Annotated in this window: 14 protein-coding genes; 7 read left to right on the top strand and 7 right to left on the bottom strand. The window is 62.3% G+C overall.

Going from position 1 to position 13,100, the window contains the following annotated elements:
- The first annotated feature begins 3 nt into the window (after positions 1–3).
- The 3 genes from AD664_RS10170 (at position 4) to pabB (ending at position 4,136) form a co-directional block, all read left to right on the top strand.
- Positions 4–1,536 carry an inactive transglutaminase family protein gene (locus AD664_RS10170; protein WP_042729216.1) on the top strand — a complete coding sequence of 511 codons (1,533 nt, stop codon included), beginning with the start codon at positions 4–6 and terminating at the stop codon, positions 1,534–1,536.
- Complete coding sequence (locus AD664_RS10165; RefSeq protein WP_042729215.1) at positions 1,536–2,522, top strand: alpha-L-glutamate ligase-like protein; 987 nt, start codon at positions 1,536–1,538, stop codon at positions 2,520–2,522. Before AD664_RS10170 ends, AD664_RS10165 begins: the two co-directional genes overlap by 1 nt.
- Before the next feature lie 270 nt (positions 2,523–2,792).
- Positions 2,793–4,136, top strand: coding sequence for an aminodeoxychorismate synthase component I (gene pabB, locus AD664_RS10160; RefSeq protein WP_053146267.1), 1,344 nt, complete (start codon positions 2,793–2,795; stop codon positions 4,134–4,136).
- A 130-nt stretch (positions 4,137–4,266) separates the two neighbouring features.
- Here pabB and thrH read toward each other — a convergent pair whose 3' ends face one another.
- The gene (gene thrH, locus AD664_RS10155) at positions 4,267–4,884 is read right to left on the bottom strand and encodes a bifunctional phosphoserine phosphatase/homoserine phosphotransferase ThrH (RefSeq protein ID WP_042732465.1); all 618 of its coding nucleotides are present in this window, start codon (positions 4,882–4,884) and stop codon (positions 4,267–4,269) included.
- A gap of 171 nt (positions 4,885–5,055) precedes the next feature.
- Here thrH and AD664_RS10150 point away from each other — a divergent pair, with 171 nt between their 5' ends.
- From AD664_RS10150 to AD664_RS10140, 3 genes are all read left to right on the top strand, one after another.
- Positions 5,056–5,796, top strand: coding sequence for a phosphoadenylyl-sulfate reductase (locus AD664_RS10150; RefSeq protein ID WP_042732464.1), 741 nt, complete (start codon positions 5,056–5,058; stop codon positions 5,794–5,796).
- Positions 5,797–6,263: 467 nt separating this feature from the next.
- Positions 6,264–7,793 carry an NCS1 family nucleobase:cation symporter-1 gene (locus tag AD664_RS10145; protein WP_053146265.1) on the top strand — a complete coding sequence of 510 codons (1,530 nt, stop codon included), beginning with the start codon at positions 6,264–6,266 and terminating at the stop codon, positions 7,791–7,793.
- A gap of 56 nt (positions 7,794–7,849) precedes the next feature.
- The gene (locus AD664_RS10140) at positions 7,850–8,578 is read left to right on the top strand and encodes an aspartate/glutamate racemase family protein (RefSeq protein WP_053146262.1); all 729 of its coding nucleotides are present in this window, start codon (positions 7,850–7,852) and stop codon (positions 8,576–8,578) included.
- Between the two features lie 144 nt (positions 8,579–8,722).
- Here AD664_RS10140 and AD664_RS10135 read toward each other — a convergent pair whose 3' ends face one another.
- Positions 8,723–9,646 (bottom strand): LysR family transcriptional regulator, encoded by a 924-nt coding sequence (locus AD664_RS10135; RefSeq protein ID WP_047736387.1) that lies wholly within the window; start codon positions 9,644–9,646, stop codon positions 8,723–8,725.
- Positions 9,647–9,771: 125 nt separating this feature from the next.
- On the opposite strand from AD664_RS10135, the gene AD664_RS10130 reads away from it, so the two are divergent.
- Positions 9,772–10,518 (top strand): 3-oxoacyl-ACP reductase family protein, encoded by a 747-nt coding sequence (locus AD664_RS10130; protein ID WP_053146259.1) that lies wholly within the window; start codon positions 9,772–9,774, stop codon positions 10,516–10,518.
- 70 nt (positions 10,519–10,588) lie between these two features.
- Here the strand turns inward: AD664_RS10130 and AD664_RS10125 are convergent, their stop codons facing one another.
- The 5 genes from AD664_RS10125 to AD664_RS10115 form a co-directional block, all read right to left on the bottom strand.
- A complete protein-coding gene (locus AD664_RS10125) occupies positions 10,589–11,284 on the bottom strand; it encodes an HAD-IA family hydrolase (protein ID WP_053146256.1) in 696 nt (231 codons plus the stop codon).
- A gap of 183 nt (positions 11,285–11,467) precedes the next feature.
- Positions 11,468–11,839, bottom strand: a complete 372-nt coding sequence (locus AD664_RS10120) for a hypothetical protein (RefSeq protein ID WP_053146253.1) — start codon at positions 11,837–11,839, stop codon at positions 11,468–11,470.
- Between the two features lie 92 nt (positions 11,840–11,931).
- Entirely contained in the window at positions 11,932–12,093 is a 162-nt protein-coding gene (locus AD664_RS27640; protein WP_172679710.1) for a hypothetical protein, read from the bottom strand.
- A 30-nt stretch (positions 12,094–12,123) separates the two neighbouring features.
- Complete coding sequence (locus tag AD664_RS27635; protein ID WP_172679709.1) at positions 12,124–12,282, bottom strand: hypothetical protein; 159 nt, start codon at positions 12,280–12,282, stop codon at positions 12,124–12,126.
- A 499-nt stretch (positions 12,283–12,781) separates the two neighbouring features.
- Positions 12,782–12,994: a hypothetical protein gene (locus AD664_RS10115; RefSeq protein WP_234407979.1), complete on the bottom strand. Its 213-nt coding sequence runs from the start codon at positions 12,992–12,994 to the stop codon at positions 12,782–12,784.
- Positions 12,995–13,100 lie beyond the last annotated feature (106 nt).

Here is a 13,100-nt window from a genome sequence, read left to right as displayed (position 1 = left end):
CCAATGCGCTCCCTGACCCTCCATTTGAAAATGCTGATCGCCATCCTGGTGGTGCTGGGCCTGTCGGTGACGGCCTATCAGATTTTCGTGCTCGGCATCCCGGTGACCGAAGACGCCACCGACGACTTGTGGAACATCGACGCCAAGGTCGAGTTCGTGCCCAACGCCAAGGATCCGGTCAAGGTCCAGATGTTCGTGCCGCCCCTGAGCCGCGACTACGTGAGCCTCAACGAGAGCTTCATTTCCAACAATTACGGTGTGGCGGTGAACCGGGTCGACGGTAACCGCAAGGTGACGTGGTCGGCCCGTCGTGCCAAGGGTAATCAGACGCTCTACTACCGCCTGGTGCTGACCAAGCGCTACAGCGCCGAAAAAACCAAGGTCAAGGGCCCGACCTTCCGTGACAGCATCGCCGTCGAGGGCCCGGAAAAACTCGCCGCCGAAGCCCTGCTCGCCCCGATCCGCCAGCATTCGGCCGACGTCGAGACCTTCATCAGCGAGGCCATCAAGCGGGTCAACAACCTCAACGACGACAACGTCAAGCTGCTGCTGGCCGGCGATCCGTCGTCGAGCAACAAAGCGCGCATCGTCGAACTGGTGCTGTCGATTGCCCACGTCCCGGTGGAAAAAGTCCACACCATCCGCCTGGTGGCCGACCAGCCGCAGACACCCGAGCTGTGGCTGCGCAGCTTCAACGGCACCGATTGGCTGTATTTCAGCCCTGACACCGGCGAGCAGGGCCTGCCCACCGACCGGCTGTTGTGGTGGACCGGCGATGAAAACCTGATCACCGTCGATGGCGGCAAGAAAGCCACCGTAACCTTCAGCATGAACAACAGCGAGATGAACGCGATCCGCCTGGCCAAGCTGACGGACGAGAACACCGACGCCAACTTCCTCGAATACTCGCTCTACGGCCTGCCCCTGCAGACCCAGCAGACGTTCATGATCATGGTGATGATCCCGATCGGCGTGCTGGTGATCCTGGTGCTGCGCAACCTGATCGGCCTGCAGACCCTGGGAACGTTCACCCCGGTGCTGATTGCCCTGGCCTTCCGGGAAACCCAACTGGGCTTCGGGATCATCCTGTTCACGGTGATCACGGCGCTGGGGCTGTCGCTGCGCTCGTACCTGGAACACCTCAAGTTGCAGATGCTGCCCAGGCTCTCGGTGGTGTTGACCTTCGTGGTGGTGCTGATCGCCGCCATCAGCCTGTTCAGCCATAAGCTGGGCCTGGAGCGTGGCTTGTCAGTGGCGCTGTTCCCGATGGTGATCCTGACCATGACCATCGAACGCCTGTCCATTACCTGGGAAGAGCGCGGCGCCGGCCATGCGATGAAGGTCGCCATCGGCACGCTGTTCGCCGCCTCCCTGGCGCACCTGATCATGAGCGTGCCGGAGCTGGTGTACTTCGTGTTCACATTCCCGGCGATCCTGCTGATCCTGGTGGGCTTCATGCTGGCCATGGGGCGCTATCGCGGCTACCGCCTGACCGAGCTGGTACGGTTCAAGGCCTTCCTCAAGGCTGACTCGTAATGTTCGGTTTCTGGAAGACCTGGAAGGCCCTCGAAGCGCGGGGCATCATGGGCATCAACCGGCGTAACGCCGACTACGTGCTCAAGTACAACAAGCGCAGCCTGTACCCCATCGTCGATGACAAGATCATCACCAAGGAACGGGCGATCGAGGCCGGCATCCATGTGCCGGAGTTGTACGGGATCATTTCCACCGAGAAGGAAATCGACAAGCTCGACGGGATCATCGGCGGGCGCACCGACTTCGTGATCAAGCCGGCCCAAGGCGCTGGCGGCGACGGCATCATCGTCATCGCCGACCGCTTCGAGGGCCGCTATCGCACGGTCTCCGGCAAGATCGTCAGCCATGAGGAAATCGAACACCACATCTCCAGCATCCTCACCGGCCTGTATTCCCTGGGCGGACATCGGGACCGGGCGTTGATCGAATACCGGGTGGTGCCGGACCAGATCTTCAAGAGCATCAGCTACGAAGGCGTGCCGGACATCCGCATCATCGTGTTGATGGGTTATCCGGTAATGGCCATGCTGCGTCTGCCGACCCGCCAGTCCGGCGGCAAGGCCAACCTGCACCAGGGCGCCATCGGCGTGGGCGTCGACCTCGCCACGGGCTTGACCCTGCGCGGCACCTGGCTGAACAACATCATCACCAAGCACCCCGACACCACCAACGCGGTGGACGGCGTGCAACTGCCCTACTGGGACGGTTTCATGAAGCTGGCCGCCGGTTGTCACGAACTGTGCGGGCTGGGCTACATCGGCGTGGACATGGTGCTGGACCAGGAAAAAGGCCCGCTGATCCTGGAACTCAATGCCCGGCCGGGGCTGAACATCCAGATCGCCAACGACTGCGGCCTGACCCTGCGCACCCACGCCGTGGAAGCGCACCTGGAAGCACTCAAGGCCCGCGGCGTGGTTGAGACCGTGGAAGAACGAGTGGCCTTTGCCCAGGAGTTGTTTGGGCATATTCCGCCGGTTGAAGGATAAACCCTGAAACAGTCTCCCCCTTGTGGCGAGGGAGCTTGCTCCCGCTGGGTTGCGCAGCAACCCCTGATACATTCAACGAGATCCAGCTGACACACCGAGGTATCTGGTTGGGGGTTGCTTCGCAACCCAGCGGGAGCAAGTTCCCTCGCCACGGGTTGTGCAGGGTTGTATCTGTCGCCAAACTTACCCATCTCCGACATCCCTCTAGGTGCAAATCCTACACAGGGATTACAATCGCTCCCCCGCCTCAATGGCTGATCCGCCCCGCCCATGCCGACCTGTTCCGTACACCCACTGCCCTACCGCGCCAACCCCGCCGAGTACTTCGCGGCCATCCGCCATGCCCCTGGCAGCGTGCTGCTCGACAGCGGCCGGCCGAGTGCCGAACGCGGCCGCTATGATGTGCTCAGCGCCTGGCCACTGGCGCAACTGGCGGTGCTGCCGGACGAGAGTGGTCGCGATTTCCTGCAACGTTTGCGCGCCCAACTGACCCGGTTGGGGCATGCTGTCCTGCCGGCCAAGGTGCAATTGCCCTTCGCCGGTGGCCTGATCGGCTACCTGAGCTACGACTTCGGCCGACATCTCGAAACCCTGCCGTCCCATGCGAAGGACGACCTGCACCTGCCCGACGCGCGTTTCGGCGTGTACGACTGGGCGCTGGTCAGCGACCATCAGGCCGGCACCAGCCAACTGGTGTTCCACCCCCATTGCGCCGAAGCCGAACGCCAGCGCCTGATTGCACTGTTCAGCCAGGCGGCCCCACGGCCTGTGGACAACTTCAGCCTGGCCGGGCCGATGACACCCGACCTGAGCGCCGACGCCTATCGCCAGGCGCTCGAACAGATCCACGCGTACATCCAGGCCGGCGACTGCTATCAGGTGAATTTCGCCCAGCGCTTTCGCGCACCTTGCCAGGGCGATGCCTGGGCGGCCTACGTGGCACTGCGGGCTGCGTGCCCGACGCCCTTTTCCGGATTCCAGAGCCTGCCGGAGGGCGGCGCCGTGCTGAGCCTGTCACCCGAACGCTTCGTCAAGGTCAGCCAGGGCCACGTGGAAACCCGGCCGATCAAGGGCACCCGCCCCCGGGGCACGACGCCCGCCGAGGACACCGCCTACGCCGCCGACCTGCTGGCCAGCCCCAAGGATCGCGCGGAGAACCTGATGATCGTCGACCTGCTGCGCAACGACCTGGGCCGCACCTGCCGCATCGGCACGGTGCAGGTGCCGGAGCTGTTCAGCCTGGAAAGCTACCCGAACGTGCACCATCTGGTCAGCAGCGTGACCGGCGAGCTGGCCGCCGACAAGGATGCCCTGGACCTGATCGCCGGTAGCTTCCCCGGCGGCTCGATCACCGGCGCGCCAAAGATCCGCGCCATGCAGATCATCGATGAACTCGAACCGACCCGACGTGGCCTGTATTGCGGCTCGCTGCTGTACCTGGACGTGCGCGGGGAAATGGACAGTTCCATCGCGATCCGCAGCCTGCTGGTCAAGGATGGGCAGGTGTGCTGCTGGGGCGGCGGCGGGATCGTCGCGGATTCGGACTGGCAGGCGGAGTATCAGGAGTCGATTACCAAGGTCAAGGTGCTGCTCGATACCCTGCAGAACCTTTAGTGACCACACATCTTCTGTGGGAGCGGGCTTGCTCGCGAATGCGGTGGGTCAGTCAACATCAAAATTTCTGACAAACCGCATTCGCGAGCAAGCCCGCTCCCACAAGGGGCGCTCCCACAAGGGATTGGGGTTACAGGTTGAGATTGCGGTTCGAAGCCTTGAGGAATTCCTGCTTCAACTCGGCAAAGCTGTGCACCGCCGGGAACTGCGGGAACTCCCGGATCACATTGTCCGGCGCATGGAACAGGATGCCGGCGTCGGCTTCACCGAGCATCGTGGTGTCGTTATAAGAATCCCCGGCCGCAATCACTCGGTAGTACAGGCTCTTGAAGGCCAGGACCGACTGGCGCTTGGGATCTTTCTGACGCAGTTGGTAGCCCGTCACTCGCCCGCTGTCATCGGTAATCAAACGATGGCAGAGCAAGGTGGGGAAACCCAACTGACGCATCAGGGGTTGGGAGAATTCATAGAACGTGTCCGAAAGAATCACCACCTGGAAGCGCTCGCGCAGCCAATCGACGAACTCGATGGCGCCGTCCAGCGGCTTGAGCGTGGCAATCACCTCCTGGATGTCCGACAGCTTGAGACCGTGCTCGTCGAGGATACGCAACCGCTGCTTCATCAGCACGTCGTAGTCGGGAATGTCCCGAGTGGTTGCCCTGAGGGATTCAATCCCGGTTTTTTCGGCGAAGGCAATCCAGATCTCCGGGACCAGCACACCTTCCAGGTCGAGACAGGCGATTTCCACAGGACACTCCCATTTATTGATGTTTATCGGTTGAGGGAACAAAAGGCCTGCCGACTCTAGCCATTCACCGGTGCCGGCGCAACGCACAGGGCGCGCCAGTGCCGACAGCTTTTGTTACCATCAGCCCCCTATAGAGCGCTCAGCGCCACCGACCTGTAGGAAACCGCCCTGATGAGCCCATCGTTTGACGTCGTGGAACTCGCCACGACTTATGCCAACAAGTCCCCGCAGGACATTCTCAAGCTGGCCTTCGCCGAGTTCGGTGACGAGCTGTGGATATCCTTCAGTGGCGCCGAAGACGTGGTGCTGGTGGACATGGCCTGGAAACTGAACAAGAACGTCAAGGTGTTCAGCCTCGATACCGGTCGCCTGCACCCGGAAACCTATCGGTTCATCGACCAGGTGCGCGACCATTACAAGATCGACATCGAGCTGATCTCGCCGGACCACGCCAAGCTTGAACCCTTCGTGAAGGAAAAAGGCCTGTTCAGCTTCTACAAGGACGGTCATGGCGAGTGCTGTGGCATTCGCAAGATCGAGCCGCTGCGCCGCAAACTCACCGGTGTGCGCGCCTGGGCCACCGGCCAGCGCCGCGACCAGAGCCCCGGCACCCGCAGCCAGGTGGCCGTGCTGGAAATCGACACGGCGTTCTCCACCCCGGAGCGCACCCTGTACAAGTTCAACCCGCTCTCGCAAATGACCAGCGAGGAAGTCTGGGGTTACATCCGTATGCTGGAGCTGCCTTACAACAGCCTGCATGAGCGAGGCTTCATCAGCATCGGCTGCGAACCCTGCACCCGCCCGGTACTGCCCAACCAGCACGAGCGCGAGGGGCGCTGGTGGTGGGAAGAAGCGACCCAGAAGGAGTGCGGGCTGCACGCCGGCAATATCATCAGCAAATCCAAGGCCTGATACCGAACAGGCCGACGCCCGCCTCGACCTTGTACACAGAAATGTCACCACAGGTGCCATTTTTGTGTGCACTTTATCCAGCAATGCCCTGAAAAGTTACACCTGCCTCCCTACCCCGCCTCCCTTCTGCGCCCTGCCACGCCTACTGAAAAAATAAATACCTGTTCAAACGGTCAATTTATACCGTCTATTTTTCAGCTACTTATTCAAAATCAATAACCAAACGAAATGACAGGCGCGTCGTTTAGATCCGCGGCTGGCATAGATCTGGCTTGAGTCGACAAGTGTTTTGTATACAACCCAAATAAAACCTACACACACTTTTAGATCCGCAAGCCTGAAGCGCCCTATCCCGTACAGGCTGCAGATGCCCCATAACCAAGATGCTCGCCGCGCCGCGACGAAGATTGTCGAGCCTTGCGCTCATGCCCAGTCATCGCTGCGCCAAGAATCAGGAGCCTGCCGGAATGCGTACAAGCCTCTCCAATAACATCGCGCTGGATCTGCCCTCCTCCACTACCGCCCATACTGACAAACAGGCGGCCTCCCTGGCTCTGAGCCCCCGGCTGCATAACAAGGACCTGGCCCCGACCAAGGCCGAAGGCCGGCGCTGGGGCCGCTACAGCATCTTTGCCCTGTGGACCAACGACGTTCACAACATCGCCAATTATTCGTTCGCCATCGGCCTCTATGCGCTAGGCCTGGGGGGCTGGCAGATCCTGCTGTCCCTGGGGATCGGGGCGGCGCTGGTGTACGGTTTCATGAACCTGTCCGGGTACATGGGGCAGAAGACCGGGGTACCGTTTCCGGTCATCAGCCGGATCAGCTTCGGTATCCACGGGGCGCAAATCCCGGCCTTGATCAGGGCGGTCATCGCCATTGCCTGGTTCGGCATCCAGACCTACCTGGCATCGGTGGTGTTCCGTGTGCTGCTGACCGCGATCCATCCAGGCTTCGCCGAATACGACCAGAATTCGATCCTCGGCCTGTCGAGCCTGGGCTGGGTGTGCTTCGTGGTGATCTGGTTCGTGCAACTGGTGATCCTGGCCTACGGCATGGAAACGGTGCGCCGCTACGAAGGCTTTGCCGGCCCGGTGATCCTGGTCACCGTCGCCGCCCTCGCCGGATGGATGTACAACCAGGCCGGCGCAACCATCGCCTGGTCGATCCGCGAGCCCCTCACCGGCGGTGAGATGTGGCGCAACATCTTTGCCGGCGGCGCGCTGTGGCTGGCGATCTACGGCACGTTGATCCTCAACTTCTGCGATTTCGCCCGCTCTTCGCCGTGCCGGCGGACCATCGTGGTCGGCAATTTCTGGGGCCTGCCGGTGAACATCCTGGTGTTCGCCGCGATTACCATCCTGCTGTGCGGTGCGCAATTCCAGATCAACGGCCAGGTCATCGAAAGCCCGACGCAGGTCATCGCCTCGATTCCCAACACGTTCTTCCTGGTGCTCGGTTGCCTGGCGTTCCTGATTGTCACCGTGGCGGTGAACATCATGGCCAACTTCGTCGCACCGGCGTTCGTGCTCAGCAACCTGGCGCCCAAGTACCTGAACTTCCGCCGCGCCGGGCTGATCAGCGCCGCCATTGCCGTGCTGATCCTGCCGTGGAACCTGTACAACAGCCCACTGGTGATCGTGTATTTCCTGTCGGGCCTGGGTGCCCTGCTCGGCCCGCTGTACGGCGTGATCATGGTCGATTACTGGTTGCTGCGAAAAGGCCGTATCAACGTGCCGCAGTTGTACAGCGAAGACCCTAGTGGCGCGTATTTCTACAGCAACGGCGTCAACCTGCGGGCCGTCGCGGCGTTCATTCCGGCGGCGCTGATCGCGATCGTCCTGGCGCTGGTGCCCGGTTTCGACAGCGTCTCACCGTTTTCCTGGCTGATCGGCGCGTCGATTGCCGGCCTGCTGTACCTGATCATCGCCAAGCGCCAGCCCTACTACGAAGACGTCAGCGGTGAATCCATCGCTGTGGATAACGTCAGCCATTGATCTGTAAGGCGGCCCCACCGCGGGCCGCCGTCTTTTCTGCGTTAAGGAAACTGCTCATGCGAATTCTTGTGGTCAACGTCAATACCACCGAGTCCATCACCCAGGCCATCGCCCAACAGGCCCAGGCCGTGGCGGCGCCGGGCACCGAGATCATCGGGCTGACACCGCACTTTGGCGCCGACTCGGTCGAAGGCAACTTTGAAAGCTACCTGGCCGCGATCGCGGTGATGGACCGGGTGATGTCCTACGACCAGCCGTTCGACGCGGTGATCCAGGCCGGTTACGGCGAGCATGGCCGCGAAGGCTTGCAGGAACTGCTGAACGTGCCCGTGGTGGACATCACCGATGCCGCCGCCAGCACCGCGATGTTCCTCGGCCATGCCTATTCGGTGGTCACCACCCTGGACCGCACCGTGCCGCTGATCGAGGACCGCCTCAAGCTATCCGGCCTGTTCGACCGCTGCGCCTCAGTGCGGGCCAGCGGCCTGGCGGTGCTGGAACTCGAACAGGATCCGCAACGGGCGGTGGAAGCTATCGTGCAGCAGGCGGGACAGGCCGTCAGCCAGGACAAGGCCGAGGTCATCTGCCTGGGTTGCGGCGGCATGGCCGGGCTCGACGAACAAATCCGCCAGCGCGCCGGGGTGCCGGTGGTCGATGGCGTCACCGCCGCCGTGACCATCGCCGAGTCCCTGGTGCGGCTGGGACTGTCGACGTCGAAAGTGCGCACCTATGCAACACCCCGGCCCAAGACCATCATTGGCTGGCCGGGGCGGTTTGGGCGGTGAGTTCCAGCCTTGAACCGAGTTGAGCTCTTCGCGAGCAAGCCCGCTCCCACAGTTGTTTTGGGTGATTAGAAGATTTTTCCAAACACCATAACCCTGTGGGAGCGAGCTTGCTCGCGATAGGCACACGTCGGCCTGAAGCCAGGCTCAAACCGCGCTGAACCGCGCCGCCAACCCCTGCTGCGCGAACTGCTCGATGATGAAGTCTACGAACGCCCGGGTCTTGCCCGGCAGCAACTTGTGCTCGGCGTAGTAAATGGAAATGTTGCCATCGTCGACGTACCAGTCCGGCAGGACCCGCAACAACGCGCCGGAATCAAGGTAAGGCACTGCAACCGGCATGCTCACCAGCCCGATGCCCAACCCTTGGGCCGCGGCGGCGCAGTCGGCCTCCGAGTCGCTCATGGTCATGCGCGCCTTGAGCACGAGCGGGCTGTGCTGCCCGCTGCGATGGGTCAGTTGCCAGGAACGGACGCGCCCGGTCTGCGGTGAACGGATCAGGATGCCCTGATGGTGCGCCAGATCGTCCGGCTCGATCACCGCGGCATGGTCCTGCAGATAATCCCTGGAGGCCACCAGCACTCGATGCGCCACCGCCAGCTTGCGCGCCACCACCCCTTGGGGCAGCTCGAAACCACCGCCGATGGCCGCATCGAAGCCCTGGCCGATCAGGTCCACTTGCCGATTATCGAAATGCCAATCGGGATTGATCGCCGGGTAGCGCCGTAGAAAACTGCCCAGCAACGGCACCACGTACAAACGGCCGAACGCCGTACCCATGCTCACCTTCAGCGTACCCGCCGGTTGTCCGCCCGCACTGGCGAGGTTGGCGACGGCGTTCTGGATGGTGTGCAGGCTGCCGCTCACTTCGCTCAGGAACAACTGGCCGGCTTCCGTCAGGGTCAGTCGACGAGTGCTACGCTGGAACAGCCGCACGCCCAGCCGCGCTTCAAGCTTGGCCACGCTCTTGCCCACCGCCGCCGGGGTCAGGCTCAAGCGGCGCGCCGCTTCGGCGAAGCTGCCGACCTCGGCGCTGCGGACGAAGCATTCGATACTACTAAATGTTTCCATGAGCGCCATTCCAAACTTTTGGTTTACACAGACTATAGCAAGGGCGGTCTACACAACCCACGACGCGATGTCGATACTCCTCCCATCACCGCGGCATCTCGCCCCGGCACCTTTTGGAGAACACCATGAACACGCAAGCACTGAACGGTAAAGTGGCCCTGGTCCAGGGCGGTTCCCGCGGCATCGGCGCCGCCATCGTCAAACGCCTGGCCGCCGAGGGCGCCGCCGTGGCGTTCACCTACGTCAGCTCGGCCGCCAAGGCTGAAGAGCTGCAGCACAGCATCACCGCAGCGGGCGGCAAGGCCCTGGCCATCAAGGCCGACAGCGCCGACGTCGAGGCCATCCGCAATGCCGTCGCGGCCACCGCCGAGGCCTTCGGCGGGCTGGACATCCTGGTCAACAACGCCGGCGTCCTGGCCATGGGGCCGGTGGAAGAATTCAACCTCGAGGATTTCGACCGGACCCTGGCCATCAACGTGCGCAGCGTGTTCGTCGCCACGCAAGCCGCCGCGCGCCACATGAGCGAGGGTGGCCGGGTGATCAACATCGGCAGCACCAACGCCGATCGCATGCCCTTTGCCGGCGGCGCCGCCTACGCCATGAGCAAATCCGCCCTGGTGGGCCTGACCAAAGGCCTGGCACGCGACCTCGGGCCCCGCGGTATCACGGTCAACAACGTGCAGCCCGGCCCGGTGGACACCGACATGAACCCGGCCGACAGCGACTTCGCCTCCAGCCTGCTGTCGCTGATGGCGATCGGGCGCTACGGCAACGTGGATGAAATCGCCAGCTTCGTGGCCTATCTGGCGGGCCCGGAAGCGGCCTATATCACCGGGGCCAGCCTGACCATCGACGGCGGCTTCGGGGCTTGATCGAGGCATGCAAAAACGCCGGCCAGGGTTCTCGACCCTGACCGGCGTCCTGCTGTCTAGCGCGGGCCTGTCAGGCCCATTCCAGCTCGGGCAAACCGCAAAGGCCTGGCTGGAACATCTTCAACGAGCGAATGATCCCGTCGGCATGGGCGTATTTTTCATCCGCCATGGCCGGGTCCGGGATCGCGATGGCGGTCATGCCGGCCGCCTTCGCAGCCGTCACGCCAAATGGAGAATCCTCGAACACCAGGCAATCCGCCGGGGCGACGCCCAGGCGACGGGCCGCGACGAGGAAAATATCGGGGGCCGGTTTCGCGGCGCCCACTTGCGGGTCATCCGCCGTGACAATGAAGTCGAACAACGCGAACCAGTCCCGGTGCAGGGTGGTTTTCAAGGCGAAGGTGTGCCGCGAGGAGCTGGTGCCCACCGCGATGGGCACGCCGCTGGCCTTCAGGTGCCGCACCAGTTCCTCGGCCCCCGGCATTGCCAGGGCATGGGGGAAACGCTCGCGCATCAGCGGCTCGCGAATCACCAGAAACTCTTCGGGGGTGATCGGCAACTCCAGGGCCTGGACCACATAGCGGGCCAGGTCGCCAGCGCCGCGGCCGATGATGTTCTGCTTGACGCTCCAGTCGAACGTACGCCCGTAGCGCTCGGCGATGATGGATGTGACCTCGGTGTAGATGCCCTCGGTGTCCAGCAACAACCCATCCATGTCGAAAATCACAGCCTTGATCGGGCCAAACTCTTTCAGCGGTGCATTCATCGCATCTGATCCGTTATCAACACAACATTCCAGGGATGGCTCAGGTGCGGCCAGGGAAGGTATTCGCCTTAAAGGATTCAGCAGCATAACGAGGGGGGCTTGGCGCAGGCAACGGGTAATCGACGATACCGCCCCTGGGAGCTGGCTCCTACGGGCGGCCTCGCAGTTGAAGGGCGTTGACGGTTACTGGCCGGAACCGCCCGAGCCACCGCCCGAGCCACCCGAGCCGCCACCGCTGCCCCCGCTGTCGCTGGTGCCTGTGCCGCCACTGGTGCTGGCGCCGGCCGAATCACCGCCCATGGTGCTGCTGCCGCTGGTCGAACCGCCGCCGGTGCCAGGGCTGGTGCTGCTGCCACTGGCGTCGCCGCCATTGCCGCCGCTCACGGAGCCCGGTGGCAAGGCATTGCCGTTGGCGTCAGCGTTCATCTGGGTGGAAGGTGGCATGCCACCCTTGTCCACGGGCGGGTTGTCGCTTGAGGACTGGGCGAAAACGCTCAGGGAGCTGGCCGAAAGAATCCCGGCGAGTGTCAGCGCGGTGAGATTGGACTTCATCATGGTGAGTCTCCTTTTCGAGGTACTTACCTGATGTGTGGCAAGGGCAGCAGGCCGATGGTGCCGCCGGATCGACAGGCGGTGGACCGGGTTGATCAGCCCGGCCCGGCCTCGCCGTCATCATCGTCCTCGGGAGGCGCCTGTTCTGCCGCCGCGTCGTCATCGGGCGGAAGCTGGTCGCGACTCAGCGGATTGGTGGGTGATGGCAGCGGGTACTCCGGGGTTTCGTCATCGGGCGCGGGCGAATCGGCAGTCATGACAGCCTCCAGAGGCGGATCGAACCCGCCTCAATCGTAGGACTCATCCTCAAGCTCGGCGTCTTCGTCGTCGATCAGCGGGACTTGGGCGTCGTCCATCAGCGAACCGGGGTCTTCATTGCCCGGGTCATTGACGAAAGGAAGACCCGACGGGCCTTTTTCTTCCTTGCCTTCGGTTTCCGGGGTCATGGCATACCTCGCAATTGTTGATGGATGTAACAATTCGAGGCGAGAGAACGCTAAACGTTCCGGATGATTTCAGGTGCTCAGATGCAAAACAGTGGGGCCAAGCGGCGCTTTCTCTCGTGCTTCTTGCCGCTGGGAAGGCCGTCGTTTTATGACAGGCAAAAAAAAGCCCGCTGGGGAAACGGGCAGGTACTGCTTTCTAACGGATGAGTTCAGCCTACGTGCCCGCTTGTGAAAGAAACGTGAAAGAAACACTCCGTTGAAAAAAGATGAAAAATATTTTCGGCAACTCAACAAAAAGCCCCGTTCGATAACGTAATACCGCTCACTTAAGGTAAGAACGTCAACGGCCCCGTGGCGAGGGAGCTTGCTCCCGCTGGGCTGCCCAGCAGCCCCATAAGCTTGGGACCGCTGCGCGCTCCAGCGGGAGCAAGCTCCCTCGCCACGACAAGTGATAAACCTCAAGTGAACAGCATTACCGTTCGATAACGGGGCTGCACGGTTACTTCTTGACCGGGATCCTGGGCAGGAACTTGGCTTTTTCGCCTCGCTGCACCTTCGACACCTTGGTTCTGATGGACTTGATCGGTTCATCGCCAAAGTCCGACCGATAGGCCGACTGACCACACTGCAGCCCTTCGTTGATCGGATACACGGCTGCATTGTCCTCGCTGTACGCTGCTCCCATTGCCATTCCCCTTTCATCGAGGCCCATACCGGCAACAACCATTGCCTGGAAAATATCGGCCCTACGCGCTTCAGACTAGTCGGTCAGCAACAGACTGACAGTCCGATAACGCCCTTCACCGACGAATGGAACT

Origin of the sequence: Pseudomonas sp. P97.38 (genome assembly GCF_001269745.1) — a bacterium.
Taxonomy (GTDB): Bacteria; Pseudomonadota; Gammaproteobacteria; order Pseudomonadales; family Pseudomonadaceae; genus Aquipseudomonas; species Aquipseudomonas chlororaphis_E.
This window is presented reverse-complemented; position numbering and strand designations above follow the sequence as displayed.